The 26,882-nt window shown below is 62.5% G+C and carries 26 protein-coding genes and 1 pseudogene; 17 read left to right on the plus strand and 10 right to left on the minus strand.

The window, feature by feature from the left end:
* Positions 1 to 74: 74 nt before the first annotated feature.
* The gene (locus tag AC1D08_RS15555) at positions 75 to 956 is read right to left on the minus strand and encodes a LysR family transcriptional regulator (RefSeq protein WP_457151031.1); all 882 of its coding nucleotides are present in this window, start codon (positions 954 to 956) and stop codon (positions 75 to 77) included.
* 371 nt (positions 957 to 1,327) lie between these two features.
* Here AC1D08_RS15555 and AC1D08_RS15560 point away from each other — a divergent pair, with 371 nt between their 5' ends.
* Positions 1,328 to 2,824: a CoA-acylating methylmalonate-semialdehyde dehydrogenase gene (locus tag AC1D08_RS15560; protein ID WP_457153499.1), complete on the plus strand. Its 1,497-nt coding sequence runs from the start codon at positions 1,328 to 1,330 to the stop codon at positions 2,822 to 2,824.
* Positions 2,825 to 2,982: 158 nt separating this feature from the next.
* Here the strand turns inward: AC1D08_RS15560 and AC1D08_RS15565 are convergent, their stop codons facing one another.
* Positions 2,983 to 3,312 (minus strand): nuclear transport factor 2 family protein, encoded by a 330-nt coding sequence (locus AC1D08_RS15565; protein ID WP_457153498.1) that lies wholly within the window; start codon positions 3,310 to 3,312, stop codon positions 2,983 to 2,985.
* 84 nt (positions 3,313 to 3,396) lie between these two features.
* On the opposite strand from AC1D08_RS15565, the gene AC1D08_RS15570 reads away from it, so the two are divergent.
* Positions 3,397 to 3,810: a winged helix-turn-helix transcriptional regulator gene (locus AC1D08_RS15570; protein WP_477423521.1), complete on the plus strand. Its 414-nt coding sequence runs from the start codon at positions 3,397 to 3,399 to the stop codon at positions 3,808 to 3,810.
* 230 nt (positions 3,811 to 4,040) lie between these two features.
* Positions 4,041 to 4,358 carry a hypothetical protein gene (locus AC1D08_RS15575; RefSeq protein WP_457153497.1) on the plus strand — a complete coding sequence of 106 codons (318 nt, stop codon included), beginning with the start codon at positions 4,041 to 4,043 and terminating at the stop codon, positions 4,356 to 4,358.
* A 9-nt stretch (positions 4,359 to 4,367) separates the two neighbouring features.
* On the opposite strand, the gene AC1D08_RS15580 is transcribed toward AC1D08_RS15575, so the two are convergent.
* Positions 4,368 to 5,021, minus strand: a complete 654-nt coding sequence (locus AC1D08_RS15580) for a GntR family transcriptional regulator (RefSeq protein WP_457153500.1) — start codon at positions 5,019 to 5,021, stop codon at positions 4,368 to 4,370.
* A gap of 111 nt (positions 5,022 to 5,132) precedes the next feature.
* Between AC1D08_RS15580 and AC1D08_RS15585 the strand changes: the two genes are divergently transcribed.
* The 3 genes from AC1D08_RS15585 (at position 5,133) to AC1D08_RS15595 (ending at position 8,440) form a co-directional block, all read left to right on the plus strand.
* Positions 5,133 to 6,026 (plus strand): dihydrodipicolinate synthase family protein, encoded by an 894-nt coding sequence (locus AC1D08_RS15585; protein ID WP_457153496.1) that lies wholly within the window; start codon positions 5,133 to 5,135, stop codon positions 6,024 to 6,026.
* A gap of 61 nt (positions 6,027 to 6,087) precedes the next feature.
* A complete protein-coding gene (locus tag AC1D08_RS15590; protein ID WP_477423523.1) occupies positions 6,088 to 7,407 on the plus strand; it encodes an NAD(P)/FAD-dependent oxidoreductase in 1,320 nt (439 codons plus the stop codon).
* Positions 7,408 to 7,438: 31 nt separating this feature from the next.
* Positions 7,439 to 8,440: a 4-hydroxyproline epimerase gene (locus tag AC1D08_RS15595; protein ID WP_477423525.1), complete on the plus strand. Its 1,002-nt coding sequence runs from the start codon at positions 7,439 to 7,441 to the stop codon at positions 8,438 to 8,440.
* Positions 8,441 to 8,502: 62 nt separating this feature from the next.
* Here the strand turns inward: AC1D08_RS15595 and AC1D08_RS15600 are convergent, their stop codons facing one another.
* The gene (locus tag AC1D08_RS15600) at positions 8,503 to 9,396 is read right to left on the minus strand and encodes a LysR family transcriptional regulator (RefSeq protein ID WP_457155184.1); all 894 of its coding nucleotides are present in this window, start codon (positions 9,394 to 9,396) and stop codon (positions 8,503 to 8,505) included.
* Between the two features lie 142 nt (positions 9,397 to 9,538).
* Between AC1D08_RS15600 and AC1D08_RS15605 the strand changes: the two genes are divergently transcribed.
* The 10 genes from AC1D08_RS15605 (at position 9,539) to AC1D08_RS15650 (ending at position 21,705) form a co-directional block, all read left to right on the plus strand.
* Positions 9,539 to 9,925 carry an ectoine synthase gene (locus AC1D08_RS15605; RefSeq protein ID WP_095084210.1) on the plus strand — a complete coding sequence of 129 codons (387 nt, stop codon included), beginning with the start codon at positions 9,539 to 9,541 and terminating at the stop codon, positions 9,923 to 9,925.
* A 447-nt stretch (positions 9,926 to 10,372) separates the two neighbouring features.
* Positions 10,373 to 11,275: a branched-chain amino acid ABC transporter permease gene (locus AC1D08_RS15610; protein ID WP_095084211.1), complete on the plus strand. Its 903-nt coding sequence runs from the start codon at positions 10,373 to 10,375 to the stop codon at positions 11,273 to 11,275.
* 4 nt (positions 11,276 to 11,279) lie between these two features.
* Complete coding sequence (livM, locus tag AC1D08_RS15615; RefSeq protein WP_457154768.1) at positions 11,280 to 12,875, plus strand: high-affinity branched-chain amino acid ABC transporter permease LivM; 1,596 nt, start codon at positions 11,280 to 11,282, stop codon at positions 12,873 to 12,875.
* Positions 12,875 to 14,485: an ATP-binding cassette domain-containing protein gene (locus AC1D08_RS15620; protein WP_477423527.1), complete on the plus strand. Its 1,611-nt coding sequence runs from the start codon at positions 12,875 to 12,877 to the stop codon at positions 14,483 to 14,485. The genes livM and AC1D08_RS15620 overlap by 1 nt, the downstream gene beginning before the upstream one ends.
* Positions 14,485 to 15,213, plus strand: a complete 729-nt coding sequence (locus tag AC1D08_RS15625; RefSeq protein ID WP_184872396.1) for an ABC transporter ATP-binding protein — start codon at positions 14,485 to 14,487, stop codon at positions 15,211 to 15,213. The genes AC1D08_RS15620 and AC1D08_RS15625 overlap by 1 nt, the downstream gene beginning before the upstream one ends.
* Positions 15,214 to 15,325: 112 nt before the next feature.
* Complete coding sequence (locus AC1D08_RS15630; protein ID WP_095084215.1) at positions 15,326 to 15,673, plus strand: DUF6867 family protein; 348 nt, start codon at positions 15,326 to 15,328, stop codon at positions 15,671 to 15,673.
* Positions 15,674 to 15,810: 137 nt separating this feature from the next.
* Positions 15,811 to 16,929: a branched-chain amino acid ABC transporter substrate-binding protein gene (locus AC1D08_RS15635; protein ID WP_095084216.1), complete on the plus strand. Its 1,119-nt coding sequence runs from the start codon at positions 15,811 to 15,813 to the stop codon at positions 16,927 to 16,929.
* A 298-nt stretch (positions 16,930 to 17,227) separates the two neighbouring features.
* Positions 17,228 to 20,686: a pyruvate carboxylase gene (pyc, locus tag AC1D08_RS15640; RefSeq protein ID WP_457152462.1), complete on the plus strand. Its 3,459-nt coding sequence runs from the start codon at positions 17,228 to 17,230 to the stop codon at positions 20,684 to 20,686.
* Between the two features lie 258 nt (positions 20,687 to 20,944).
* Positions 20,945 to 21,205: a DUF2312 domain-containing protein gene (locus AC1D08_RS15645; RefSeq protein WP_027027312.1), complete on the plus strand. Its 261-nt coding sequence runs from the start codon at positions 20,945 to 20,947 to the stop codon at positions 21,203 to 21,205.
* Positions 21,206 to 21,255: 50 nt separating this feature from the next.
* Positions 21,256 to 21,705 (plus strand): hypothetical protein, encoded by a 450-nt coding sequence (locus AC1D08_RS15650; RefSeq protein ID WP_095084218.1) that lies wholly within the window; start codon positions 21,256 to 21,258, stop codon positions 21,703 to 21,705.
* A 42-nt stretch (positions 21,706 to 21,747) separates the two neighbouring features.
* On the opposite strand, the pseudogene AC1D08_RS15655 reads toward AC1D08_RS15650, so the two are convergent.
* Positions 21,748 to 22,256 (minus strand): annotated as a pseudogene (locus AC1D08_RS15655) (arsenate reductase ArsC).
* A 212-nt stretch (positions 22,257 to 22,468) separates the two neighbouring features.
* Between AC1D08_RS15655 and AC1D08_RS15660 the strand changes: the two are divergent.
* The gene (locus AC1D08_RS15660) at positions 22,469 to 22,807 is read left to right on the plus strand and encodes a hypothetical protein (RefSeq protein ID WP_457152461.1); all 339 of its coding nucleotides are present in this window, start codon (positions 22,469 to 22,471) and stop codon (positions 22,805 to 22,807) included.
* Between the two features lie 78 nt (positions 22,808 to 22,885).
* Here the strand turns inward: AC1D08_RS15660 and msrB are convergent, their stop codons facing one another.
* The 5 genes from msrB to AC1D08_RS15685 all read right to left on the minus strand — a co-directional run bounded on the left by msrB (position 22,886) and on the right by AC1D08_RS15685 (position 26,779).
* Positions 22,886 to 23,290: a peptide-methionine (R)-S-oxide reductase MsrB gene (msrB, locus tag AC1D08_RS15665; protein ID WP_023688927.1), complete on the minus strand. Its 405-nt coding sequence runs from the start codon at positions 23,288 to 23,290 to the stop codon at positions 22,886 to 22,888.
* Positions 23,291 to 23,391: 101 nt separating this feature from the next.
* Positions 23,392 to 24,189 (minus strand): MBL fold metallo-hydrolase, encoded by a 798-nt coding sequence (locus AC1D08_RS15670; RefSeq protein ID WP_477227666.1) that lies wholly within the window; start codon positions 24,187 to 24,189, stop codon positions 23,392 to 23,394.
* Between the two features lie 16 nt (positions 24,190 to 24,205).
* A complete protein-coding gene (locus AC1D08_RS15675; RefSeq protein WP_477227667.1) occupies positions 24,206 to 25,396 on the minus strand; it encodes a vWA domain-containing protein in 1,191 nt (396 codons plus the stop codon).
* 7 nt (positions 25,397 to 25,403) lie between these two features.
* The gene (locus AC1D08_RS15680) at positions 25,404 to 25,850 is read right to left on the minus strand and encodes a GNAT family N-acetyltransferase (RefSeq protein WP_457152458.1); all 447 of its coding nucleotides are present in this window, start codon (positions 25,848 to 25,850) and stop codon (positions 25,404 to 25,406) included.
* A 65-nt stretch (positions 25,851 to 25,915) separates the two neighbouring features.
* Complete coding sequence (locus AC1D08_RS15685; protein WP_095084433.1) at positions 25,916 to 26,779, minus strand: LysR family transcriptional regulator; 864 nt, start codon at positions 26,777 to 26,779, stop codon at positions 25,916 to 25,918.
* Positions 26,780 to 26,882 lie beyond the last annotated feature (103 nt).

The following is a 26,882-nucleotide window of genomic DNA, read 5'->3' on the forward strand; positions in this document are numbered from 1 at the left end:
CGATCTGCCCGTGGCGGCGACTGCGCGCCTGATGCCACACTGGCCGGTTTTGTGGCAAGGAAAAGGCGGCGTGTCTAAACGAACAGGCTTCTCTCCTGCTCCACCGCCTTGGTGATGAAGCTGGCGACGATCTGGACGCGGCGCAGCGGCCGGACCGATTCGTGATAGACCAGCCAATAGGCGCGGCGGATGGGTGCGACCACGTCGACGGACACCAGTTCCGGCATCGATCGGGCGACGAAAGTGTGCAGGATGCCGATGCCGGCGCCCGAGCGCACCGCTTCGGCCTGGCCGAGCGCCGAGGAGATGGCGAAGCTGGTGCGCCAGTCCGGGCTGAACTCGGCCGCATAGTCGAGCGACGGGCTGACGATCAGGTCCGGCACGTAGCCTATGAGCGTGTGCTGATCAAGCTCGGCGGCTGTCTTGGGCAAGCCATGCGCCTCGGCATAGGCGCGCGAGGCAAACAGGCCGAGCGAATAGTCGACCAGCTTTCCCGCCACCAGCCGCCCCTCCGTCGGCCGCTCGACGGTGATGGCGATGTCCGCCTCGCGTCGCGACAGGGAGAAGGAGCGCGGCACCGGCACAAGCTGGATCGTCAGTTCGCGGTGCAGGCCCGTCAGTGCGCCAAGACGCTTGGCCAGGAAAGCGACGCCAAACCCGTCCGGCGCGCCGATGCGGACCGTGCCGGAGACGTCGTCGCCCTCGCCGGCGACGGTCGAACGCGCGGCGATCATGTCGCCTTCCATGCGCTCGGCAATGTCGAGAAAGCGCTCGCCGGCCGGCGTCAGTTCGCTGCCGGTGGTCAGCCGGCGAAACAGCTTCGTCCGCAGCGCATCCTCGAGTGCGGCGATGCGGCGCGAGACGGTGGCATGGTTGAGCTCCAGCCGCCTGGCTGCGCCAAGGATCTGGCCGGCCCGCGCCACGGCCAGGAAGATGCGGACGTCATCCCAGTTCATGGGGATGGTCCGATCTAATCGTGAACGCCGCGTTCCCGCCCACCCCCCTCTGTCCTGCCGGACATCTCCCCCGCAAGGGGGGAGAGTGGCAGCTCCGCCGGCGGCATCTTTGCGGCGTCGAAGGTTTCCGAAGACGAAAGCAACATCCGATCTCCCCCCTTGCGGGGGAGATGTCCGGTAGGACAGAGGGGGGTGGGAAGAAATGCAATCTTTCAATCCTTGGAACGATCGAAGTGCCGGATATTTGCGGCAATTAATGCACAGTCGGCCTTCGTTGTCTATTTCATGCACAACGGTTGCGTTCTGGCTCGCGTTGCCATCCGCCGGGCAAAGGCGGACAATGCGCCATCACAAACCCAGGGAGAGAAATCATGATCGACTACGGTCATTTCATCGGCGGCAAGCATGTCGCCGGGACCAGCGGCCGCAAGCAAGATGTCATGCAGCCGATGGACGGTTCCGTGCGTGGCACGGTGGCGCTGGCTTCGCAGGCTGAACTGCGCGCGGCGGTCGAGAATGCCAAGGCGGCACAGCCAAAATGGGCGGCAACCAACCCGCAGCGCCGCGTGCGCGTGCTGATGAAGTTCCTCGAACTCGTCGCCCGCGACTATGACGAACTGGCCGATATCCTGGCGCGCGAGCATGGCAAGACGATCGCCGACGCCAAGGGCGACATCCAGCGCGGCCTCGAAGTGGTCGAGGTCTGCATCGGCGCACCGCATATGATGAAGGGCGAATTCACTGACGGCGCCGGCCCCGGCATCGACGTCTATTCGATGCGCCAGCCGCTCGGCGTCGTCGCCGGCATCACGCCGTTCAACTTCCCGGCGATGATCCCGCTGTGGAAGATCGCGCCGGCCATCGCCTGCGGCAATGCCTTCATCCTGAAGCCGTCGGAGCGCGACCCGGGCGTGCCGATGCGCATCGCCGAACTGTTCATCGAAGCCGGCCTGCCGGCGGGCATCCTCAACGTCGTCAATGGCGACAAGGATGTGGTCGATGCCATCCTCGACGATCCCGACATCAAGGCCATCGGCTTTGTCGGCTCGACGCCGATCGCCCACTACATCTATTCGCGCGGCACCGCCGCGGGCAAGCGCGTGCAGTGCTTCGGTGGCGCCAAGAACCACATGATCATCATGCCCGATGCCGACATGGACCAGACCGTCGACGCGCTGATCGGCGCCGGCTACGGCTCGGCCGGCGAGCGCTGCATGGCGATCTCGGTGGCTGTCCCGGTCGGCAACGACACCGCCAACCGGCTGATGGAAAAGCTCGTTCCGCGTGTCGAAAGCCTGAAGGTCGGACCTTCGACCGACTCTTCGGCCGATTTCGGCCCGCTGGTGACAGCGCAGGCGCTCGAGCGCGTCAAGGGCTACGTCGATACCGGCGTCAAGGAAGGCGCCAAGCTGGTCGTCGACGGCCGCGGCTTCTCGATGCAGGGCTACGAGGATGGCTACTACATGGGCGGCTGCCTGTTCGACAACGTCACCGCGGACATGCGCATCTACAAGGAAGAGATCTTTGGACCGGTGCTCTCGGTGGTGCGGGCGCCGACCTATGAGAGCGCGATCAAGCTCGCCAACGACCACGAGATGGGCAATGGCGTCGCCATCTTCACCCGTGACGGTGATGCGGCGCGCGACTTCGCCTCGCGGGTCCAGGTCGGCATGGTCGGCGTCAACGTGCCGATCCCGGTGCCGATCGCCTACTACACCTTCGGCGGCTGGAAGGCGTCCTCCTTCGGCGACCTCAACCAGCATGGCCCGGACGCGTTCCGCTTCTACACCAAGACCAAGACGGTCACCTCGCGCTGGCCGTCCGGCATCAAGGACGGGGCCGAGTTCGTCATCCCGACGATGAACTGAAATCCGACAGCTATTTCACAGGAAAGGGCGCGGCTTGGTCGCGCCCTTTTTTGCGTTGGATCATACGGTCAGAATGGCACTGGTCCGGAAAAAGGAATCTCACCAGCTCCGCAACTTGGCAAATTCCTGATCGTTGAACCGGGAATTTCCCAGGATGGTCATGCACCGATCTCCAGCCGCGTTATCCGGCCGTCGGCCAGTGTGAAGTTGTAGTGCAGCGTCGCCGGGCTTCCGGGGAAATTGCCTGACACGATGCCGGCGATCCGCCATGCATCGCCATTGACCGTCGCGTCGACGACCTCAACGGTCACCCGGTATTTTCTCGTCGTTGCTTCCATCCAGTCGCGGATGGCGGCCGAACCCCGATGGGTTTCACCTTCGTCCTTGACCGTGGCGTCCGACGAGAAGGGCACGAGCATCGCGTCGATGTCGTGCCTGTTCTTAGCGGCAAAATAGTCTGTCAGCGGCTGCGGAAGTTTCGCGATCATGGTTTCATCTCCGGTTCCAGGTCCTGCCGTAGACGCGAAGGTCCGCGGCCTTGTCCGGCTCCTAAAATGAGATATGCTGAAAAAATGGCAAGAACCGACGAAAAAGTAAGGTACTTACCCGAAAGTAAGGTTATGTCAGAAAGGAAGTCTGGACCCGAAAGCAAGGTTGAGGCGCTGACGCCGGTGTCGGCGGCGAGCGGCGTGGAAAATGTGCTGCGCATCCTTGAAGGCCGCTGGAAGCTGGTGATCCTGTTTCACCTGTTCGGCGGCAAGGTGCTGCGCTTTTCCGATCTCGAACGGGCGATCCCGGCGATCTCGCAGAAGATGCTGATTCAACAACTGAGGCAGATGGAAGCCGACGGGATCGTGCGCCGCATCGTGCATCATCAGGTGCCGCCGAAAGTCGAGTACCGCCTGACCGACTGGGGGCAGGCGCTATGTCCGGCTCTCGACGCCCTGCTGAAATGGGCGGCGCTTCGCGACCCCGCGGAAACCTGACGCGGATCGAAGCCGTACGGCTCGCCGCCAGGGTTGAGATGCTGCTTGTTTTCGGATCGGGACCTCACCATATCGAATCCAGGGAATGCGATAAGAATTCCCTGACGACAGACCGGAAACCAGAAGGAGTGACGTGATGAAGACGTCGGACCCGGCCTGGAACGCTCCGGCATATTGAGGCTGCCCATGTGCCTCCCTTTGCCGGAACGTGAAGGCGAAGGAGGTGCCAGATGGCACACAAATTTTCATTTCTATGGATCAGGATGGCCGTGATCGGCGCCGCGCTGGCGTTGTCGACGCTGTCGGCACAAGCGCAATTCATCTGCGGCGGCCACAGGGACCTTGTCGCGGGATTGGCGCAGGCCTTCCAGCAGAAGCAGATCGGCTACGGTGTGGTCGGGCAAGCTGCCATTGTCGAGATCTATGTCTCGGCAAGTGGGACATGGACCATGCTGGTGACCGACGTGCAGGGCCGAAGCTGCATCTTCGCGACCGGTGACGGATGGGAGAATACCGTCTCCATCACCGCAACGGCGCAAGGGATCTGAACCGCCCGATCAGCGGCGGGTAGCGGCCACCTCGGCGTGGCCGCGCAGCAGGGTTATCAGCCGCTTGGCATCCTTGGCCGCGGCTTCCTCGTCGCCGTCGAGGATCGAGCGGATCAGCGCGACATGATGCTCAGCCGATTCAGCAAGCCCGGTGTCGGCCTTGTAGCGGAACCAGAAACGGCGGCTGTGGGTTTGCAAGGGAGCCGCCAGGCGGGCGGCGAAAGGATTGTCGGCGGCCAGCGCCAGCGCTTCGTCAAGCGCCTTGTCGGCCTGGATGAAGGCAAGCACGTTGCCCGAGATCACCGCCTTCTGCATGGCCAGGGCTGCTTCGTGAAACATGTCGGCGGCTTCGCGGGTGACGAAGCGGGCGGCCGACCGGGCCAGCACCACCTCGACGCCGCGGCGTGCATCGAGCACGCGCAGCCAGTCGCCGGGATGCAGCGGAGCGATTGCGATGCCGGCGCGCGGCCGCACGTCGAGCAGCCCTTCCCAGGCCAGCCGCTGGATTGCCTCGCGCACCGGTGTGCGGCCAAGCGCCAGCCTTTCGATCAAGGCGCCCTCGGTGACGAAGCTCGCCGGTGCCAGTTCGAGCGTGACGATCAGGTGCTCGAGCACACGGTAGGCCTTGGCCGCCGCCGGCTCGAATGCAGTGCTTGAGTCCATGGATATCAAAGGCGATCTCCTGATATATCCAGGATATATCATAAGAGATTCCGCATTGACAGATGATTTTCTAGCAGATATACGGCTGATATATCAGATGGAGAAATGACCATGTGGACCGGAGTTTTCCCCGCCGTCACTACAAAATTCACTGCCGACGATCGTCTCGACCATGCCGAGATGGAGCGCTGCTTTGGCCTGCAGATGGAGGCCGGCTGCGACGGCATCATCGTCTGCGGATCGCTCGGCGAAGGGCCGATGCTGTCGCCTGACGAGAAGATCGAGGTGCTGAAGACCGCGCAGAAGGTCGCCGGCAAGAAGCCGGTGCTGCTGACAGTCAATGAGGCCGGCACCCGTGAGGCGGCCAGCATTGCGCGCCGCGCCGCCAAGGAAGGCGCCAACGGCCTGATGGTGGTGCCGAGCCCGATCTATCACACCAATACGGAAGAGACGGTCGCGGCGCTGCGCGCCGTCGCGGAGGCTGGCGACCTGCCGGTCATGATCTACTCCAACCGGCTCGCTTACCGTGTCGACGTCACTGTCGACCAGATGGAGGAGCTGGCATCGGACAAGCGTTTCGTCGCCATCAAGGAATCCTCCGACGACATCCGCCGCTCGACCGAGATCATCAATCGCTTGGGCACTCGCTACGACCTGTTCACCGGCGTCGACAATCTCGCTTTCGAGGCACTGTCGGTCGGCGCCATCGGCTGGGTCGCCGGGCTGGTCACCGCGTTTCCGCGCGAGACTGTCGCCATCTACCAGCTGATGAAGCTGGGCCGCCGCGAAGAGGCGCTCGCCATCTACCGCTGGTTCCGGCCGCTGCTCGATCTCGACGTCTCGACCTATCTGGTGCAGAACATCAAGCTTGCCGAAGTGTTCGCCATCCAAACCAATGACCGCGTGCGCATGCCGCGCCAGCCGCTGTCGGGCGAACGCCGCAAGGCAGTCGAAAAGATCGTCAAGGACGCGCTGGCGGTTCGGCCGACACTGCCGCAGTTCTAAAGCTTTCTTCTTCCCTTCATGAGGAGAAGATGGCGGCAGCCAGAAGAGAGGCAGCGTTTACGTGCACGGAAGTTCGAAGTCGACAGAAGAGGGGCGCCGCCCCTCATCCGCCCTTCGGGCACCCTCTCCCCGTGAACGGGGAGAGGGGGAAGACATCGCCATCATAGGTGGCGGCATCATCGGCATCTGCGCCGCCGCCTGTCTTGCCGAGGCGGGGCGCAAGGTCACGATCTTCGATCGCACCGGCATTTGCGAGGAAACGAGTTCCGGCAACGCCGCCGCTTTTGCCTTTTCCGACGTGCTGCCGATGGCGCACAAGGGCATGATCCGGCAGTTGCCGAAATGGCTGGCCGACCCACTCGGCCCGCTCAGCATCCCGCCCGCCTATCTGCCGAAGCTTCTGCCCTGGCTGTTCCGCTTCTGGCGTGCCGGCGCGCCGGCAAAATATGAAGCGAGCCTCGCCGCCCAGGCGGGCATGATGAAGCTTGCCGAAGCCGAATGGATGGGCTTGCTCGATCGCTCCGGCACGCGCGGCATGCTTCGCGAGGACGGCTCGCTCGAACTCTACGAGAGCGAGGCCGAGTTCCGCGCCTCGCTGCCCGGCTGGGCCGCGCGGGAGCGGTTCGACATTGGTTTTCGCCATGTCGAGGGCGATGAACTTGCAGCCCTGCAGCCTGGGCTCTCGCCGCGCTTCGTCAAGGGCACGTTCGTGCCGGGATGGAAGACCATCGCCGATCCAAAACTGCTCGGCAAGGCGGTATGGGCCTACGCGCAGACCAGGGGCGCGCGCTTTGAAATGGCCCGGATCGAGCGCGTCGGGGCGGATGAGGATGGCGCCACATTGACGCTGGCCGACGGCACGACCAGGCAAGCCAGGCATCTCATCATTGCCGCCGGCGCCTGGTCGCATCTGCTGGCGAGGCAATTCGGCGATCGCATTCCGCTGGAGACCGAGCGCGGCTACAACACGACGCTGCCGAAGGCTGCCTTCGACGTGAAGCGGCAGTTGATCTTCTCCGGCCATGGCTTCGTCATCACGCCGCTCGAAACCGGCTTGCGCGTCGGCGGCGCGGTCGAACTCGGCGGCATCGAGAGGCCGCCCAACTATGCGCGATCGAAGGCGCTGCTGCAGAAAGCGCAGAACTTCCTGCCGGGGCTCGATCCGGCCGGCGGGCGCGAATGGATGGGGTTCCGTCCCTCGCTGCCGGATTCGGTGCCCGTCATTGGTCGCGTGTCGGGAAACCGGCCGGTGGTCTATGCCTTCGGCCATGGCCATCTCGGCCTGACCCAGGCGGCAGCCACCGGACGGTTGATCCGCGATCTCGTCCTGGGGCAGACTCCGCCGATCGATCTGGCCCCCTTCAGTCCACAACGATTTTGATTTTTCGGGTTTTGATTTTTCGAGGAGCGTCATGGCCAAGAAATCCTTCTTCTGCATAGACGGCCACACCTGCGGCAATCCGGTGCGGCTGGTCGCCGGCGGCGGCCCGCTGCTGCAGGGGTCGACGATGATGGAGCGGCGCGCGCATTTTCTCGCCGAATATGACTGGATCCGCACCGGGCTGATGTTCGAACCGCGCGGACATGACGTGATGTCCGGCTCGATCCTCTATCCGCCGACGCGCCAGGATTGCGATATCGCCATCCTGTTCATCGAAACCTCGGGCTGCCTGCCGATGTGCGGCCATGGCACCATCGGCACGGTGACGATGGCGATCGAGCACGGGCTGATCAAGCCGAAGACGCCTGGCGTGCTGAGGCTCGACACACCGGCCGGCCTGGTCATCGCCGAGTACAAACAGGTCGGCGACTATGTCGAGGAGGTGCGCATCACCAACGTGCCGTCCTTCCTCCATGCCGAGGGCCTGACAGTCGAGTGTCCGCAGCTCGGCGAAATCACCGTCGATGTCGCCTATGGCGGCAATTTCTACGCCATCGTCGAGCCACAGAAGAACTATCGCGACATGGCAGACTATTCGGCGGGCGACTTCATCGCCTGGAGCCCGGTGGTGCGGCAGCGGCTCAACGAAAAATATTCCTTCGTGCATCCGGAAAACCCGGGCATCAACCGGCTGTCGCACATGCTGTGGACCGGCAAGCCGACCGTGGAGGGCGCGGACGCCCGCAATGCCGTCTTCTATGGCGACAAGGCGATCGACCGCTCACCGTGCGGCACCGGCACTTCGGCGCGCATGGCGCAGCTTCATGCCAAGGGCAAACTCAAGGCCGGCGACAGCTTCGTCCATGAATCGATCATCGGTTCGCTTTTCAAGGGCAGGGTCGAAAAGGATGTCACCGTGGCGGGCAAGCCGGCCATTATTCCCTCGATCGGCGGTTGGGCACGGATGACTGGGTTGAACACCATCTTCATCGACGACCGCGATCCGTTCGCGCATGGCTTCGTCGTCAAGTGATATCGACAGGCTTTGCATGTCGCCCAAAGGGGGCGCGGGTTTAGGCGAACGAACTGCAGGACCTAAAGCCGATGCGCGTCGGCATCGACCGAGACCTCCCGGCGAAACCAATCGGCGAAGGTAAACGCGGCGGGCGAGGCATCCACCGACATCGTCAGGAAGTAGCCCTTGTCGCGGTTGGTTGCGATCTGTGACAGAACAATCAGATCGCCCCGCTTCAGTTCGTCCCGAAAAACGTCGACGGGACAAAGCGCCACGCCGTGGCCGGCGATGACCGCGGTTGCCAGAATGTTGAAGTCGGCGAAAACGGGTCCGTTGCCGACGTCGACATTGGGCAGTCCGGCCTCGGAGAACCACTCGCGCCAGCCGTGACGGGTCTCGTCATGCAGCAGGTCCGCGCCCGCTATTCCCGCGGCCGTTCGCAGATGGTCCTTGCCGGCGAAATAGTAGGGGCTGCACACCGGTCGGTTCAGGCGTGAAAACAGCTTGAGGCTGGTGACGCCAGGAGTGGAATCAGCCCCAAGCGTGATCAGCACGTCGTTCTCACCATCGCCGAGCCTTTCCTCTGCCCGGGCATAGGCCACCCGCATGCCGATATCGGGATGGCTGGCGGTGAAGTCCGGCAGGCGGGGCACGAGCCAACGGCTGGCAATGGAAGGTATGCAGCCTACCGATACGGTCGCGACGGCCGCATTGCGCCTGATACGCCGGCATGTGGCGCCGAGTTCGGCAAGTGCCCCGCTCGCCGAGGTCTGGAGGATAACTCCGGCATCCGTCAGCCGTACCTTGCGCGCATCGCGATGGAAGAGCGGCACGCCCAACCACTCCTCCAGCCGCCTTATCTGGTGACTGATGGCCGGGTGAGTGACGTGCAGCTCCTCTGCGGCAGCCGAGAAACTGAGATGGCGCGCAGCGGCCTCGAAAGCACGGACGGCGTTCAGCGGGATGTAGTCCATATGTAAAATTTACTAACATATCGGGTGAGAAGCAATCATTTGAAGGCGCGCATGTCTTGCGGCATTTCTGCAATCGGACTCCGGAGCAAGCTCAGATGCACCGAAGGTTCCGAGCTTTTGACGATATGCAGGGAAAACGATCATGTTCACCAGACAACTGGCTGATGTAGAAAAATCTGACTTCTTCGTGGATTGGGGCAATGGCACCAGCCACCGACTGCTGACACAAAAGGACGGCATGGGGTTCACCGTCTGCCATACCGTTGTGCGTGCAGGCAGCGAATCGCGCCTCCACTATCGACGGCACTTCGAGGCCTGCTACTGCATCGCCGGCGCCGGCGAGGTCGAAGACATGTCCGGTGGAGTGCATCGTATCGAGCCAGGCACGATCTATGTGCTCGACGAACATGACGATCATTATCTGCGTGCCGACGCCGCCGGCGACATGATCCTGGTCAGCGTCTTCAATCCTCCGCTTGATGGCACCGAACGGCATGTCCTGAGCGAGAATGGCGGATCCGCCTACTGAGTCCCGAGGCGCCCATCGTTGCATCGATCGGCGGCCGGTCGCCGACGGCCGGATCAACACCAGCTTCATCGACGACCACGATCCGGTTCGCGCATAGTTTTGTGGTCAGCTAAGGGGAATCCTGACCCAGGGGAAAGCAACGGAACGAAAAACGGATCGTGTCAGGAACGCAACGATTCCTCTCATCACCTAGTTTTGACGGTGATTTCTTCGAAATGGGGCGCATGATGCGGTCGAATCGTCAAAGACATTGCGTTATGCCAATGGTAGGGTCCGCGATAGTCCAAGGGGCCGGATGGGAAAAACGGGCAATCGAACGGCGTGCCGGCAAAACACGCATGACGGTTGAAAAATGACGTTGCAATCCGGGCTCGAAACTTTACGACTAGGGGAAATACGAAAAGGAATGCGTCTGCATGGGCGACATTCCAGGGGAGCCACGTACACATGCAGTACTTTGTCCAGCAGCTTATCAACGGGCTGACGCTGGGATCGATCTATGGGCTGATCGCGATCGGCTACACGATGGTCTACGGCATCATCGGCATGATCAACTTCGCCCATGGCGACATCTTCATGGTGGGCGCCTTCACGGCGCTGATCGTCTTCCTCGTCCTCGGTGCACTGTTCTATTCGGTGCCCGTCGTCATCGCGCTGCTGGTCATGATGATCGTGGCGATGCTGCTCACCAGCCTCTACAACTGGACGATCGAGAAGGTGGCCTACCGGCCGCTGCGCGGTTCGTTCCGGCTGGCGCCGCTGATCACCGCGATCGGCATGTCGATCGCGCTGTCGAACTTCGTCCAGGTGACGCAAGGGCCGCGCAACAAGCCAATCCCGCCGATGGTCAGCCAGGTCTATAACATCAACGGCATCAGCGTGTCGCTGAAGCAGATCATCATCGTGCTCGTCACGGCGGCGCTCCTGGCGCTGTTCTGGTACCTGGTCAACAGGACATCACTGGGTCGAGCGCAAAGAGCGTGCGAGCAGGACCGCAAGATGGCCGCACTGCTCGGCATCGACGTCGACCGCACGATCTCGATCACCTTCATCATGGGTGCGGCGCTCGCCGCAGTCGCTGGCACCTTGTTCCTGATGTATTACGGCGTCATTGCCTTCTCGGACGGCTTCACGCCGGGTGTCAAAGCGTTCACGGCGGCGGTGCTGGGCGGCATCGGTTCGCTGCCGGGCGCGGTGCTCGGCGGGCTAATGATCGGCTTCATCGAAAGCATGTGGTCGGCGTATTTCTCGATCGACTACAAGGACGTCGCCGCGTTCTCGATCCTGGCGATCGTGCTGATCTTCCTGCCTTCCGGCATTCTGGGCCGGCCAGAAGTCGAAAAGGTCTGAGATCATGGCGGTTACCGTATCTCCGGAAAGCGACGTCGTCGCCAGCCCTGTCCAACGCGGCCTTAAGGAAGGCTTCTATGCCGGCGCCATTTCGCTCGGCCTGTTCGTGCTGTTCATTGGCCTGAAGACCGGCCAGAACATCTCCAATGAACTGGTCGTCACCACGCGCTGGGGTTTGCTTGCCGGCGTGGTGGTCGCCACGGCTGTCGGACGCTTCCTCTATGTCGCCTATGGCCAGCCCTTCATGGCCAACCAGAAGATCGCCGACGTTGCCACCGGCCTGTTGCCGGGCAGCGTGGCGTCTCGATTCTTCCAGGTGCCGTGGTTCATCGCGGCCGTCATCGCGGCGGTGCTGCTGTTCGTTTTTAACAACTCGCTCGCCGGATGGGTCGGAGCAGAACCGGCCGGCTATCTGCAATTCCTGCGCGCCCTGGCGATCATCTATGTGCTGGCCAGCGTGATCTACTATTTCAGGGCCTTCATCCACGCCAACTTCACCAAGCTCGGCATTGCCGCGCTTGTGCTGTACCCGATCCTCGTGGTCACGGTTTTGTCGCTGAACGCGTGGTCGATTGTCGGAGGGCTGCAGGGCTCGCTGAAATGGGTCGACAATTTCGGCATCCAGATCCTGATCTATGTGATGCTGGCCTGGGGCCTGAACATCGTTGTTGGCCTCGCCGGCCTGCTCGACCTCGGCTACGTCGCCTTTTATGCACTTGGCGCCTATGCGTATGCGCTGCTCGCCACCGAATACGGCCTGTCGTTCTGGATCCTGCTGCCAGCCGCTGGCGCCATGGCCGCCCTCTGGGGCGTGCTGCTCGGCTTCCCGGTGCTGCGCCTGCGTGGCGACTATCTGGCTATCGTGACGCTGGCCTTCGGCGAGATCATCCGCCTGGTGCTGATCAACTGGCGCGAGGTCACCAACGGGTCGGCCGGCATTTCCGGCATTCCCAAGGTCAGCTTCTTCGGCCTGATGTCGTTCAACGTGTCGGATTCGAACTACATAGCCAAGGTGCTGCACATCGCTCAGTCAGGCGCCTACTATAAGATCTTCCTTTATTATCTGATCCTGGGCCTGTGCCTGCTCACCGCCTTCGTCACCATCAGGCTGCGCCGCCTTCCGGTCGGCCGTGCCTGGGAAGCGCTGCGGGAGGACGAGATCGCCTGCCGGTCTCTGGGCATCAACACGACGACGACCAAGCTTACGGCCTTTGCCACTGGGGCCATGTTCGGCGGCTTCGCCGGCTCGTTCTTCGCCGCGCGGCAAGGCTTCGTCAGCCCGGAATCCTTCGTCTTCCTGGAATCGGCCATCATCCTGGCCATCGTCGTGCTCGGCGGCATGGGCTCGCTGGTCGGCATAGCGGTTGCCGCAATGGTGATGATCGGCGGCACCGAGGCGCTGCGCGAACTCGACTTCCTCAAGCAGATATTCGGGCCGGACTTCACCCCCGAACTCTACCGCATGCTTCTGTTCGGCATGGCCATGGTCATCGTCATGCTGTGGAAGCCGCGCGGCTTCGTCGGCAGTCGCGAACCGACCGCCTTCCTCAAGGAGCGAAGGGCTGTCTCCAGTTCCTTCACCAAGGAGGGCCACGGCTGATGAATGCGAGCACACCCATGAACGAAGCCATCCTGCAGGTCGAGCACCTGTCGATGAAGTTCGGCGGCCTGGTCGCCATCGGCGACCTGTCCTTCACCGCCAAGCGTGGCGAGATCACCGCGCTGATCGGACCCAACGGTGCCGGCAAGACAACCGTGTTCAACTGCATCACCGGCTTCTACAAGCCGTCGGAGGGCATGATCACGCTCAACCGGAACGACGGCTCGAGCTATTTGCTCGAACGTCTGCCCAACCACGAGATCCCGGCGCGCGCCAAGGTGGCGCGCACCTTCCAGAACATCCGCCTGTTCTCGGGCATGACGCTGCTGGAGAACCTTTTGGTTGCCCAGCACAACAAGCTGATGAAGGCCTCGGGCTATACGGTGCTTGGCCTGTTCGGCTTCAGCGGCTATCGCAAGGCCTCGGCCGAATCAGTCGAGCTTGCCAGGCACTGGCTGGAGAAGGCCGATCTCGTAGACCGTGCCGACGATCCGGCCGGTGACCTGCCCTACGGCGCGCAGCGGCGTCTCGAGATCGCCCGCGCCATGTGCACTGGTCCAGAGCTTCTGTGCCTTGACGAGCCGGCGGCCGGCCTCAATCCGAAGGAATCGGCGTCGCTCAACGAACTGCTGATCGACATCAAGAACACGTCAGGCACCTCGATCCTTTTGATCGAGCATGACATGTCGGTGGTCATGCAGATATCCGACCACGTCGTGGTGCTGGAATATGGCCGCAAGATCTCGGACGGAAATCCGCAATCGGTGCGTACCGATCCGCGCGTCATCGCCGCCTATCTCGGCGTCGACGACGAGGAAGTCGAGGCGGTCCTCACCGAAGTCGGCGACGAAGACGTCATCGAACAGCTCGATACGGGGCCTGATGCCGCGCACGGTCCGGGGACATCGTCCTCGTATCTCGCCGGGCCGGTTACCGACACGGTCGGCCATAGCGAGGGCGAGCGGGTCACCGTGTCGAAGGGCGCCTCCAAGGCGGCGCAGGTCGACGCAAGATCGATCGCAGCGGCAAACAAGGGGGCCTCGCTGGCTGCTGTACCGGCGGCGAAGCCCGCTCCAGCGGCAAAGGCAAAGCCTGCTCCGAAATCAGCGTCAAAGGCGGCAACTGGGGCGGCAGTGAAGTCGACCGCGGCGCCCGCACCGGCAAAGCCGGCAGCCAAGGCTCCAACGGCGAAGGCTCCTGCGGCCAAGGTTGGGGAAATCTCCAACCGGCTGGCGGCACCGCGCGGCGGCAAGGCCGACAATCTGACCCGCATCAAGGGCATCGGCACGGTCAACGAGAAGAAGCTCAACGAGCACGGCATCTTCCACTTCGACCAGATCGGCGCCTGGAAGAAGGCCGACGTCGAGGCCGCCGAAGCCTATCTTGCCTTCGATGGTCGCATCGCGCGTGAGGAATGGGTCAAGCAGGCCAAGCTGCTCGGCCAGGGCAAGGACACGGAATTCTCGCGCCGCGTCGACGCGGGCAAGGTGGCGACCAGCCATTCTTCTGGAAAGACGGCAAGTGAGGCTTCTGGGAAGACCGCAAGCGCGGCTTCTGGAAAGACTGCGGCTGCCAAGCCTGTGGCGGGCAAGCGCGGAGGGGGCAAGTGATGGCCGGGACAACGCTGCTCGATATCAAGGGCGTGCAGACCTACTACGGCAACATCCGAGCGCTGAACGGTGTCGATGTCACCGTCAACCAAGGTGAGATCGTGGCGCTGATCGGCGCCAACGGCGCAGGCAAGTCGACGCTGATGATGACCATCTTCGGCGCGCCTCGTGCGCGGGCCGGCACCATCACCTTTGCGGGCACCGACATCACCCAGATGCCGACGCACGAGATCGCGCGCATGCGCATCGCCCAATCGCCCGAAGGCCGGCGCATCTTCCCGCGCATGACGGTGATGGAAAACCTGCAAATGGGCGCCAGCCTCGACAACCTCAAGCACTATGACGAGGACGTCGAGAAGGTGTTCACGCTGTTCCCGCGGCTCAAGGAGCGCATCGCCCAGCGCGGCGGCACGCTGTCGGGCGGCGAGCAGCAGATGCTGTCGATCGGACGTGCGCTGATGGCGCGGCCGAAGTTGTTGTTGCTCGACGAACCGTCGCTGGGTCTGGCGCCGCTGATCGTCAAGCAGATCTTCGACGCAATCCGCGAACTGAACCGCACCCAGGGGCTGACCGTGTTCCTGGTCGAGCAGAACGCCTTCGGCGCTCTCAAGCTTGCCACGCGCGGCTACGTCATGGTCAACGGCAATGTGACGATGAGCGGCACCGGCAAGGAACTGCTCGCCAATCCGGAAGTGCGCGCTGCCTATCTCGAAGGCGGACACCACTGAGTTTGGAGCGGAACGTGTGCATCCGATATTCCGCTCCAAGTTGTTTGTTTGTCGCATGATCTTTGTCCGAAAAGTCTGCAACTTTTCGGGATCATGCTAGGGAGACTTCACCATGCAGGGCATTCTTTATGAGGAGCCGTCGATCTGGCAGTTCTTCTTCGTCACCTGCCTGCTCGGCGGCTGGGCGGCCTGGATGACGGGCAAGGCCAGCGCCCAGACATGGCGCAGCTTCATCCATCTGTTCGTCTATATGCTGGGCCTCGGCATCGGCATCCGCTTCATCCATCACGCGCTGTTCGGCGGCACGATGTTCTCGCTGCACTACTATATCGTCGACACCATCGTGCTGATGATCCTTGGCTTCGTCGGCTATCAATACACACGAACAAACCAGATGGTGACGCAGTATAATTGGCTCTACGAAAGAGCTTCAATCTTGAGCTGGAAGCCGAAAGGCTGAGGTTCATCATTAACGCCGCTTCGGGGATGAATCGGCGTGACAAGTGCCTGAAAATCGGCAAACTATGCTTTCTGCGATAAGGGTGGGCATCGCATGAAAGCTTCATCCACGCCCACTCCGTAAATGGGAGCGTTTAAATGAAAAAATCACTTTTGTCCGCCGTCGCCCTGACCGCGCTCGTCGCGTTCGGCGGCAGCGCGTGGGCTGATGTACTGATCGGCGTTGCCGGTCCGATCACCGGTCCGAACGCAGCCTTCGGCGCACAGCTTCAGAAGGGTGCGGAAGCGGCTGTCGCCGACATCAATGCCAAGGGCGGCATCAATGGCGAGCAGATCAAGCTCGAGGTTGGCGACGACGTCTCCGATCCGAAGCAGGGCATCTCGGTCGCCAACAAGTTCGTCGGCGACGGCGTCAAGTTCGTGGTCGGCCACTTCAACTCGGGCGTCTCGATCCCGGCATCCGAAGTCTATGCGGAAAACAACATCGTCGAGATCACTCCGGCTGCAACCAACCCGCAGTTCACCGAGCGGGGCCTGTGGAACGTGTTCCGCACCTGCGGACGCGATGACCAGCAGGGTAGCATCGCCGGCGCTTATCTCGCCGCGAACTTCAAGGACGCCAAGATCGCCGTCGTGCACGACAAGACCACCTACGGTCAGGGCCTTGCCGACGAAACCAAGAAGGCGATGAACGCCAAGGGCGTGACGGAAGTCATGTATGAAGGCATCAACGTCGGTGACAAGGACTTCTCGGCACTGATCGCCAAGATGAAGGAAGCCGGCGTCTCCATCATCTATTGGGGCGGCCTGCACACCGAAGCCGGCCTGATCATCCGCCAGGCGGCCGACCAAGGCCTCAAGGCGACGCTGGTTTCCGGTGACGGCATCGTGTCGAACGAGTTGGCTTCGATCGCGGGCGACGCGGTTGCGGGCACGCTCAACACGTTCGGCCCGGATCCGCGCCTGATCCCCGCGAACAAGGAACTCGTCGAGAAGTTCCGTGCGCAGGGCTTCGAGCCGGAAGCCTACACGCTCTACGCATACGCTGCCGTGCAGGCGCTTTCGGAAGCAGCAGCAGCCGCCAAGTCGAACGACCCGCAGGAAGTTGCCAAGGCGCTGCATGCGAATGGCCCGTTCAAGACCGTGCTCGGCGACCTGTCCTATGACGCCAAGGGCGACCCGACGCTGCCCGGCTACGTCATGTACGAATGGAAGAAGGGCGACGACGGCAAGTACACCTACATCCAGAAGATGTAAGCCTGTCGGCCTTGATCTCTACAGAATGCCCGGCGCTTTGCGCCGGGCATTTTTCGTTTGAGCCCCGCTCCCTTCCGGATGATCCGGCAAGCCGATAAAGCCGGCCTTTAGCCGGAAAAAGATCAGGCCTTGAATGGCCGCGCCGGGGCTTTCTTGCGCGTTCGACCGAATGCGACCGACTTTGGCGCAAAGATTCCGTTTCAATCGATTTAATTCAGCGTCAATTTTGTTTGCACTGCAGCATTTTCGCGCTAATCATGACGCCAGTTTCGTCCCCGACACTGTCCGGAGTTCGTCCTTGGCCATTACGAAGATCCTCGTCGCCAACCGATCCGAAATCGCCATTCGCGTCTTTCGCGCGGCCAACGAACTTGGTCTCAAAACCGTGGCGATCTGGGCCGAGGAGGACAAGTACTCGCTGCATCGCTTCAAGGCCGACGAGAGCTACCAGGTCGGGCGCGGACCGCACCTGACCCGCGACATGGGACCGATCGAAAGCTACCTGTCGATCGAGGAGGTGATCCGCGTCGCCAGGCTTTCAGGCGCCGATGCCATCCATCCCGGCTACGGGCTTTTGTCGGAAAGTCCCGAATTCGCCGAAGCCTGCGCGGTCGCCGGCATCACCTTCATCGGCCCGAAGCCGGACACGATGCGCCGGCTCGGCAACAAGGTTGCCGCGCGCAATCTGGCGATCGAGGTCGGCGTGCCGGTGATCCCCGCCACCGATCCGTTGCCGGACGACATTGAGGCGGTCAAGACACTGGCCAAGGAGATTGGCTATCCGGTCATGCTGAAAGCATCGTGGGGCGGCGGCGGGCGCGGCATGCGCGCCATCCGCTCCGAGGCCGATCTTGCCCGCGAGGTTATGGAAGGTAAGCGCGAGGCGAAAGCCGCCTTCGGCAAGGACGAGGTCTATCTCGAAAAGCTGATCGAACGCGCCCGCCATGTCGAGGTGCAGGTGCTGGGCGACACGCATGGCAATGCCGTGCACCTGTTCGAGCGCGACTGCTCGATCCAGCGCCGCAACCAGAAGGTCGTCGAGCGGGCGCCGGCGCCCTATCTCGAAATGTCGCAACGCGAGGAGCTTTGCGGCTACGCGCTGAAGATCGCGCGCGAGACCAGCTATATCGGTGCCGGCACGGTCGAGTTCCTGCAGGATGCCGATACCGCCAAGTTCTATTTCATCGAGGTCAATCCGCGCATCCAGGTCGAGCACACCGTCACCGAGCAGGTGACCGGCATCGACATCGTCAAGGCGCAGATCCATATCCTCGACGGCTTCGCCATAGGCACGCCGGAATCGGGCGTGCCGGCGCAGAAGGACATCCGGTTGAACGGCCATGCCTTGCAGTGCCGCATCACCACCGAAGACCCCGAGCACAATTTCATTCCCGACTACGGCCGCATCACCGCCTATCGTGGCGCCACCGGCTTCGGCATCCGCCTCGACGGCGGCACCGCCTATTCAGGCGCGGTCATCACCCGCTTCTACGATCCTCTGCTGGAGAAGGTGACGGCCTGGGCGCCGACGCCGGCCGAGACCATCGCCCGCATGAACCGGGCCTTGCGCGAGTTCCGCATCCGCGGCGTCGCCACCAACCTCACCTTCCTCGAAGCGATCATCAACCACCCGAGCTTCGCCGATAATTCCTACACGACCAAGTTCATCGACACGACGCCGGAACTGTTCCAGCAGGTGAAGCGCCAGGACCGCGCCACCAAGCTCATCAACTATCTGGCCGACGTGTCGGTCAACGGCCATCCCGAGGCGCGCGGCCGGCCGCAGCCGAAGGCCGACGCGGCCGCACCCATCGTGCCTTACCTCAACGGCAATGTGCCGGGCGGCAGCAAGCAGAAGCTGGACGTGCTCGGGCCGGAGAAATTCGCCGCCTGGATGCGCGCGCAAAAGGAGGTGCTGGTTACCGACACGACGATGCGCGACGGCCATCAGTCGCTGCTGGCCACGCGTGTGCGCACGCATGACATTGCCGGCATCGCCGGCACCTATGCGCGCGCCCTGCCGCAGCTTCTGTCGCTCGAATGCTGGGGCGGCGCCACTTTCGACGTCGCCATGCGCTTCCTCACCGAGGATCCATGGGAGCGGCTGTCGCTGGTGCGCGAGGCAGCGCCCAATCTGTTGCTGCAGATGCTGCTGCGCGGCGCCAATGGTGTCGGCTACACCAATTATCCCGACAATGTCGTGCAGCATTTCGTCAAGCAGGCGGCCAGCGGCGGCATCGACCTGTTCCGGGTGTTCGACTGCCTGAACTGGGTCGAGAACATGCGCGTCGCCATGGACGCGGTCGGCGCCGAAGGCAAGCTGATCGAAGCGGCGATGTGTTACACCGGCGACATACTCGACCCGGCGCGAGCCAAATACGATCTCAAATACTATGTCGGCCTGGCCGGCGAATTGCAGGCTGCCGGCGCCCACATCATCGCCGTCAAGGACATGGCCGGCCTGTTGAAGCCTTCCGCCGCACGCGTGCTTTTCAAGGCGCTACGCGAGGCGACCGACCTGCCGATCCATTTCCACACCCACGACACGTCGGGCCTCTCCGCAGCGACGGTGCTGGCTGCGGTGGAGAGCGGCGTCGACGCCATCGACGCGGCGATGGATGCCTTCTCCGGGAACACATCGCAGCCTTGCCTTGGCTCGATCGTCGAGGCGCTGAAAGGCACCGAGCGCGACCCCGGCCTCGACCCGCAATGGATCCGCAAGATCTCGTTCTACTGGGAAGCGGTGCGCAACCAGTACGCCGCCTTCGAAAGCGACCTCAAGGGACCGGCCTCGGAAGTCTACCTGCATGAAATGCCGGGCGGCCAGTTCACCAATCTCAAGGAACAGGCGCGCTCGCTCGGGCTCGAGACACGCTGGCACGAGGTGGCGCAGACCTACCACGACGTCAACCTGATGTTCGGCGACATCGTCAAGGTGACGCCGTCGTCCAAGGTCGTCGGCGACATGGCATTGATGATGGTCAGCCAGGACCTGACTGTCGCCGATGTCGAAAATCCGGCCAGGGATATCGCCTTTCCGGATTCTGTCGTCTCGATGCTGCGCGGCGATCTCGGCCAGTCGCCCGGCGGTTGGCCGGCAGCGCTGCAGAAGAAGGCGCTGAAGGGCGACAAGCCGATCACGGTGCGGCCTGGCTCGCTGCTCAAGCCGGCCGACCTCAAGGCCAGCCGCAAGGAGATCGAGGAGAAGCTCGAGCGCAAGCTCTCGGAGTTCGAATTCGCCTCCTGGCTGATGTATCCGAAGGTGTTTTCCGACTTCGCCGGCGCGCAGGAGACCTATGGGCCGGTCAGCGTCCTGCCGACGCCGACCTATTTCTACGGGATGAAGCCCGAGGACGAGATCTTCGTCGACATCGAGAAGGGCAAGACGCTGGTGGTGCGCTGTCTGGCCATCGGCGATGTCGACGACAAGGGCATGGTCACCGTGTTCTTCGAGCTCAACGGCCAGCCGCGCCGCGTCAAGGTGCCCGACAGGGCGCATGGCGCGTCCGCCGCCAAGGCCCGCCGCAAGGCCGAGCCGGGCAACGAGGCGCATGTCGGCGCGCCGATGCCGGGCGTCGTCTCGGCGCTTTCGGTTGCCGCTGGCCAGGCCGTGAAGGCCGGTGACGTGCTGCTTTCCATCGAGGCGATGAAGATGGAGACGGCGCTGCATGCAGAGCGCGACGGCACGGTCGCCGAGGTGCTGGTCAAGGCCGGAGACCAGATCGATGCCAAGGATCTGCTGATCGCCTTCAATTGAGAGCTGGCAAAGAACGGGCAGGCTGTCGGCGTCTGTCGGCAGCCTGGAGCGTGTTCCATCCCGATGGAATCGAGTTTGGGCTCCATCTCTGTGTTGGGGCATGAACTCCAGGGAAAACCGGTACTCACTTTTCGGGATCATGCCCCTGTGGCTTGTTCGATAACAGCTTGACCCGCCGCCGCTGGTCGGGCATCGAACCGGCTCAAATTTGCCGCCGTAGTCCCCCGAGTCGCGGCGCAGAAACGATGTGGAGAAAACATGGCCGACGATATCACCGAGACCAGCCAGACTGTTGCCGCCGGCCAGCTGCGTGCCTTCATCGAGCGCATCGAGCGGCTCGAGGAAGAGAAGAAGACCATCTCCGACGACATCAAGGAAGTGTTCGCCGAAGCCAAGGGGACCGGCTTCGACACCAAGGCGATGCGTACGATCATCCGGCTGCGCAAGAAGGACCAGGCAGAGCGGCAGGAGGAGGAAACCATCCTCGACCTGTACAAGGCCGCGCTCGGCATGGTGTAAGACTAACCGGCCCGGCGCCCCATGCGGTTGCCGGAGATACGGTTCGAACCATGAGCGAATTCGACTTCGGCGCCCGCCGCGCCTCTGAATTCCGCCAGCGCGGTTTCTGGACGCTGTTCGAGGAACGGCATCCGGAGGAAAAGGCTCTTTTGGCGAGGCGCGGACCCTGGTTCTGGCAGCGCGGGCTGCCCGACTTCGCATTGGTCCTTTCCATGTATGTCGCGCCGGCGCAGAACCATGTCGGCGTCTTCTTTGGGCGCAACGAGAAGTTCGGCGCCACGGGAGCGTGGGCGCGGTTGAAGCCGTTCCAGCCGGCGATCGAAGGCAAGTTGAAGCTCAGGCCCGAACAGAGTTGCCAGGGGCTCGGCATCAATTCGATGTGGCGGGTGAATTGCTTTGCCGAGGACAACTGGCCTGCGATGGCCGACTGGTTGGTGACGGAGGCCTCGCGCATCGAGCGCGCGGTCACCGAGGTTCTGGCGGACGAAGTCGGAGCGTGAGCTCGCGTCCGCCGGCCGATGAGCGAGACGGGGCTTTTGCGATCAGCTCGCCTTCGCCGTATCGCGGCCGATCTCGTCCAGATGGTGCTGCAGGGTCATATGGTCGAGCGTGCCCACCGGCAGATTGACGAACAGCGAGATGCGATTGCTGAGCATGCGAAAGGCATCGGCGAAGGCGAGGTGCCCTCGGCGTCGGTGCCGTGGGCCTTGGCCGGGTCCGGTATCGCCCAAAGTGCCGTCATCGGATGGCCGGGCCATATGGGACAGGCTTCGTTCGCAGTGCTGTTGCAGACGGTGAAGACGAAGTTCATTTCCGGTGCGTCGGGCGCGGCGAATTCGTCCCAGCTTTTCGAGCGGGCGAAGCCGGTGTCGAAGCTGAGGGTTTCGAGCAGTTGAAGTGCGTAGGGATTGACCGTGCCCTTCGGCTGAGAGCCGGCGGAAAAGGCCCTGAACCTGCCGGCGCCGATCCGGTTGAGGATGGCTTCCCCCATGATGGATCGTGCCGAATTGGCGTTGCAGAGAAACAGCACGTTGTAGAAATTGTCGCTCATCTCAAGACCTCCCTGGCAGGCGACTGGATGATTGAGCGGCAAATTCCGTCGGGACGTCGCCGCTTGGCAAAAGTATATCGAAAAGAAGCGGCGTAGAAAGGTTTCACGACCGTGTGATGACATCCGGTCAGGTCACGATGTCCATCGTCGCCTGGTGTTGACAGTTTGTTGCGTTTGACGTTCCTGCCGACGCCGAAGCGAGGGTTGCGCCGATGAATGTTTCAAAGCTCCCCGAAGACGAGAACGACACGGCCAGCCGGGGCTTCTTCCGCGCACGCTGGCAAGGCCTGGTGCCGCTCGATCGGCTGTTCTGGCGCGACCTCGTCCTTGTCGGCACGGCGATCAATGTCGTATCTTCGGTGGCCGCGCTCATCCTGCTCGGACTGAAGCTGCCGCTCGCGCTGGTTCTGGCGGTGCATTTCGCGCCGGTGCCCTACAACATCTTCCTGACCTTTGCCGTATGGCGAACCACGGAAAAGGCCACCGGCGCCAAGGCCTCGCTGATGACGCTCGGCGCCACATTGTGGCTGATCCTGTCGGTCGTGGTCTGACAGTGCGGATACGGGGCACCTATCGCGCAATGAAAAAGGGCGGCCGCAGCCGCCCTTTCGATTCATCCGACGATCGGGTTAGGCCGTCGGCTCGAATTTCAGCGCCACGCCGTTGATGCAATAGCGCAGGCCGGTCGGCGGCGGGCCGTCCTCGAAGACATGGCCGAGATGGCTGCCGCAGCGGGCGCAATGGCATTCGGTGCGGACCATGCCATAGCTGCGGTCGACGGTGTTCTCGACCGAGCCCGGCACCGGGTCGTTGAAGCTCGGCCAGCCGGTGCCACTCTCGAACTTCAGCTTGGATTCGAACAGCGGCTGGTCGCAGCCGACGCAGGAAAACGTGCCGGCGCGCTTCTCGTAGAGCAAAGCGCAGCTTCCCGGCCGCTCGGTGCCATGGCCGCGCATGACGGCATATTGCTCCGGCGTCAGCCGGGCGCGCCATTCGGCGTCGGTGCGGGTGACGGGGTAGGTGTGGGTGTCCATTTGATCTCCTCAGCCTTGCCGGCTCGTTGTTGATTGCAACCTCATATTCGCACCAAGATAGGCATTTGTTACGAGGTTTGCCCGCATTTTCGATCGTGCCTTCACGCGATGGCTGCAAGATAGCGCGCGACCGATATATCGAATGCCGCTTTTGCGTCCCCAATCACATTCTGGTTCCACCATGCGCCGTAGATGTGGTTAAACTGGAAGGGCTCCAATGCCTTCGCGATGCGGCGGACGGCGGCTGCGTTGAGCGGGATATAGTTGGGATAGCTGTACATGAAGCTGACATGGCGGCGCGTCGGCGTTACCTGCAATATGTCGCCGGACAGCAGGGCGTTGCCGCCATCGCGTTCCCAATGGAGCACCTGGCCGCCGGCAAAGTGGCCACCGCAGCGGACAAGTGTCAGCGAAGGGTTGATAGGCAACGTCTCGCCCTCCCAACTGACGATCGCCTTGTGCGGCCGCATGATCCATTGGCGGTCATCGGCGTGGAGAAAGATCGGCACACCGCCAAAAGCCTCGCTCCACTCGACCATCACCGAATAATAGTGGCAGTGCGAGATGGCTATCGCTGTCAGGCCGCCACGGCGGTTGATCTCGGCCACCGCCTCGTCGCTGACCATCGAGATGCAGTCCCACAGCACATTGCCGTGCGGCGTCTGCGCCAGCAACGCGCGCTGGCCGATGGCGAAGCGCGGCTCGATGCCGAAGGCGAGAACGCCGGCATCGTCCTTGACCACGACCCGGTTTCCGTCGGCGAGCTCTTCCGGTGTGATCCAGGCCTGGCCTTCCCAGCGCACATATTGCCGCTCGTCCTCGCAGATCGGGCAGCGGTTCGGCGGTGCCTTCGTTGCCGCGAACTGGACGCCGCATTGCAGGCAGAGAAAGCAGGTCATCGTTTTTCCTGTCTGTTCAATGCTTCCTTGAAAGCTGCCTGGTCGCGCCTTCGAGCCCGGCCAGCGTCAGCGGGAACATGCGGCCGCCGAAGACGTCGCGGATCATGGCAATCGAATGGGTATAGCCCCAGTTCTTCTCGTTCTCGGGGTTCAGCCATACCGCGTTGGGCCATTGCTGCAACAGGCGGCCGAGCCAGACGGTCCCGGCCTCCGGGTTCCAGTGTTCCACCGAGCCGCCGGGTAGGGCGATCTCGTAAGGGCTCATCGAGGCGTCGCCAACGACGATCACCTTGTAGTCCGGCCCATATTTATGGATCAGGTCGAAGGTCGGGATCGTCTCGGCATGACGGCGGCGATTGTCCTTCCACACGCCTTCATAGAGGCAGTTGTGGAAATAAAAATATTCGAGCTGGCGGAATTCGGCGCGGGCGGCCGAAAACAGCTCTTCGACGCTCTTGATGTGGTCGTCCATCGAGCCGCCGACATCGAAGAACATCAAGAGCTTCACCGCGTTGCGCCGTTCGGGCCGCGTTTGTACGTCGAGATAGCCGTGTTCAGCGGTGGCGTGAATGGTGCCCGGCAGGTCGAACTCTTCCTCGGCACCCTCGCGCACCCAGCGGCGCAGGCGCTTCAGCGCGATCTTGATGTTGCGGGTGCCGAGTTCGACGGCATCGTCGAAATTCCTGAACTCGCGTCTGTCCCAGACTTTGACGGCGCGGCGGTTGCGGCTTTCGTGCTGGCCGATGCGCACGCCTTCGGGATTGTAGCCATATGCGCCGAAGGGCGAGGTGCCGCCGGTGCCAATCCATTTCGAACCGCCCTGGTGGCGGCCTTTCTGCTCCTCCAGCCGCTGTTTCAAGGTCTCCATCAGCTTTTCGAAACCGCCGAGCGCCTCGACCAGTTTTTTCTCTTCGTCGGTCATGTGCTTCTCTGCGAGCCGGCGCAGCCATTCCTCGGGAATGTTGGCGACATCGACAGCGTCCGGCCCACCCAGCGCCTCAACGCCCTTGAATACATGGGCAAACACCTGGTCGAAGCGGTCGATGTGGCGTTCGTCCTTCACCAGCGCGGTGCGGGCCAGATAGTAGAAACCCTCGACGTCGTAGTCGACCAACCCGGCTTCCAGTCCCTCCAGCAGCGACAGATATTCCCGTAGCGAGACGGGAACACGCGCTGCCTTCAGTTCGAGGAAGAAAGGGATGAACATCGTCTATCTACAGCAGATCATACTCGATGAAGCCGGTCCGGCGCGCCACATAGTCGTAGAGCTTGCGCGCGGTGGCGTTGGTCTCGTGCGTCATCCAGTAGACATTCTTGACGCCGATTTTTGCGGCTTCCAGCTTCACCGCCTTGATCAGCTCAGCACCAATGCCCTTGCCGCGCACGTCCGGATCGGCGAACAGGTCCTGCAGATAGCAGTTGTTCTGCTCCGCCCAGCAGGAGCGGTGGTAGAGATAGTGGGTGAGGCCGACAGCCTTGCCGTCGAGCGTGGCGATGAAACCCTTCGGTTCGAACTCGCCTGCCGTGAACAACCGCTTCCAGGTAACGGCGTAGACCTCTTCCGGCAGCTTGGTCTCGTAGAAGGTCAGATAGTCGGTCCACAGGCGCCGCCAGTCGGCATGGTCGAACTGCGCAAGCGGGCGGATAGTGATCTCGGTCATTTCGATCCCCGTGAAATCTGGAACCCGATCCATACCAACAGAATCGCGATCGGGAACATCCTTGCCTATCCCGCCGGCAAATCATACTCGCGAAAAGCGGTGGCGAGCATATGCAGCGCCTCTCTTGCCCGCGGCGCCAAGGCGCGCGAATGCAAGACGATATCGGAAGAGGGAATCGGCGGCAGGCCGAGCTTGCGACCCACCTCGATCAAGCCAGGGGGAGCGACACGTTGGGCGAGGGCGCAAACGACGAAGCCGGCCGATACCGCGATGTTGACTGCCGCGCCGCCGCCGCCGACGAAAGCCTCGCTCCAGGCAATGCCTGCTCTATCCAGCGCCTCGACTGCTCTCAGCCGGTCCGGGCAGTTGCATACGGTGCTTAGAAGAGCGAGGCGCAAGGGCGTCCCGGGCCGCCATTCGAAGGCAGGGGCCGCGAACCAGCCATAATGGGTGCGCGACAAGGCTTCGCCCCGGCGACTGTCGTCTTCCTGGTGCACGATCACCGCATCGAGTTCGCCCCTATCGAAAGCCTCCTGCAGCAAAGAGCTGGTATCGATCCTGATGTTGAGGGCAAGCGACGGATCATGGGCATGAAGCTGGGCTATCAATATGGAAAGCTCGGGCCCCGCGACGTGGTCGACAAAGCCGAGAGCAAGGCGACACGGCGCCTCTGAAAACTCCGCCATGGCACGTTCATGGGCGGCAAGGAATTCGCGAGCTGCCGGGAGAAAAACCGCTCCCCTTGCCGACAGCCGCACGCGGCGCGGGGTTCGTTCGATCAGACGCGCGCCGAGCTTTTCTTCGAGCCGGCGCAGTTTGACGCTGATCGTCGCCTGGGTGCTACCCAGCGCGGCAGCCGCACGGGTGAAGCTCTGCAGATCGGCCACCATGACGAAGGTCCGCACGGCGTCGACATCAAGGCTTGCCATCTCGATCATTCCTTTTTGTCATCTCTGAAATAGAGATGCATAGTCTTTTTTTATGGTCAAGCGTCGTCTATGTCACCTCCATCGCAGTTTGAAAGCATCCGCC

It is taken from the genome of Mesorhizobium sp. P2_E6 (assembly GCF_056403835.1).

What these genes read in the sequence shown, in the direction of transcription:
- AC1D08_RS15645 (WP_027027312.1), top strand. Translation starts at nt 20,945, where the DNA reads ATGGCCGACGATATCACCGAGACCAGCCAGACTGTTGCCGCCGGCCAG.
- AC1D08_RS15650 (WP_095084218.1), top strand. Translation starts at nt 21,256, where the DNA reads ATGAGCGAATTCGACTTCGGCGCCCGCCGCGCCTCTGAATTCCGCCAG.
- AC1D08_RS15570 (WP_477423521.1), top strand. Translation starts at nt 3,397, where the DNA reads ATGGCAAGAACCGACGAAAAAGTAAGGTACTTACCCGAAAGTAAGGTT.
- AC1D08_RS15625 (WP_184872396.1), top strand. Translation starts at nt 14,485, where the DNA reads ATGGCCGGGACAACGCTGCTCGATATCAAGGGCGTGCAGACCTACTAC.
- AC1D08_RS15670 (WP_477227666.1), bottom strand. Translation starts at nt 24,189, where the DNA reads ATGACCTGCTTTCTCTGCCTGCAATGCGGCGTCCAGTTCGCGGCAACG.
- AC1D08_RS15660 (WP_457152461.1), top strand. Translation starts at nt 22,469, where the DNA reads ATGAATGTTTCAAAGCTCCCCGAAGACGAGAACGACACGGCCAGCCGG.
- msrB (WP_023688927.1), bottom strand. Translation starts at nt 23,290, where the DNA reads ATGGACACCCACACCTACCCCGTCACCCGCACCGACGCCGAATGGCGC.
- AC1D08_RS15580 (WP_457153500.1), bottom strand. Translation starts at nt 5,021, where the DNA reads ATGGACTCAAGCACTGCATTCGAGCCGGCGGCGGCCAAGGCCTACCGT.
- AC1D08_RS15685 (WP_095084433.1), bottom strand. Translation starts at nt 26,779, where the DNA reads ATGGCAAGCCTTGATGTCGACGCCGTGCGGACCTTCGTCATGGTGGCC.
- AC1D08_RS15560 (WP_457153499.1), top strand. Translation starts at nt 1,328, where the DNA reads ATGATCGACTACGGTCATTTCATCGGCGGCAAGCATGTCGCCGGGACC.
- AC1D08_RS15620 (WP_477423527.1), top strand. Translation starts at nt 12,875, where the DNA reads ATGAATGCGAGCACACCCATGAACGAAGCCATCCTGCAGGTCGAGCAC.
- livM (WP_457154768.1), top strand. Translation starts at nt 11,280, where the DNA reads ATGGCGGTTACCGTATCTCCGGAAAGCGACGTCGTCGCCAGCCCTGTC.
- AC1D08_RS15595 (WP_477423525.1), top strand. Translation starts at nt 7,439, where the DNA reads ATGGCCAAGAAATCCTTCTTCTGCATAGACGGCCACACCTGCGGCAAT.
- AC1D08_RS15675 (WP_477227667.1), bottom strand. Translation starts at nt 25,396, where the DNA reads ATGTTCATCCCTTTCTTCCTCGAACTGAAGGCAGCGCGTGTTCCCGTC.
- AC1D08_RS15635 (WP_095084216.1), top strand. Translation starts at nt 15,811, where the DNA reads ATGAAAAAATCACTTTTGTCCGCCGTCGCCCTGACCGCGCTCGTCGCG.
- AC1D08_RS15600 (WP_457155184.1), bottom strand. Translation starts at nt 9,396, where the DNA reads ATGGACTACATCCCGCTGAACGCCGTCCGTGCTTTCGAGGCCGCTGCG.
- AC1D08_RS15680 (WP_457152458.1), bottom strand. Translation starts at nt 25,850, where the DNA reads ATGACCGAGATCACTATCCGCCCGCTTGCGCAGTTCGACCATGCCGAC.
- AC1D08_RS15555 (WP_457151031.1), bottom strand. Translation starts at nt 956, where the DNA reads ATGAACTGGGATGACGTCCGCATCTTCCTGGCCGTGGCGCGGGCCGGC.
- AC1D08_RS15575 (WP_457153497.1), top strand. Translation starts at nt 4,041, where the DNA reads ATGGCACACAAATTTTCATTTCTATGGATCAGGATGGCCGTGATCGGC.
- AC1D08_RS15630 (WP_095084215.1), top strand. Translation starts at nt 15,326, where the DNA reads ATGCAGGGCATTCTTTATGAGGAGCCGTCGATCTGGCAGTTCTTCTTC.
- AC1D08_RS15605 (WP_095084210.1), top strand. Translation starts at nt 9,539, where the DNA reads ATGTTCACCAGACAACTGGCTGATGTAGAAAAATCTGACTTCTTCGTG.
- AC1D08_RS15565 (WP_457153498.1), bottom strand. Translation starts at nt 3,312, where the DNA reads ATGATCGCGAAACTTCCGCAGCCGCTGACAGACTATTTTGCCGCTAAG.
- AC1D08_RS15585 (WP_457153496.1), top strand. Translation starts at nt 5,133, where the DNA reads ATGTGGACCGGAGTTTTCCCCGCCGTCACTACAAAATTCACTGCCGAC.
- AC1D08_RS15610 (WP_095084211.1), top strand. Translation starts at nt 10,373, where the DNA reads ATGCAGTACTTTGTCCAGCAGCTTATCAACGGGCTGACGCTGGGATCG.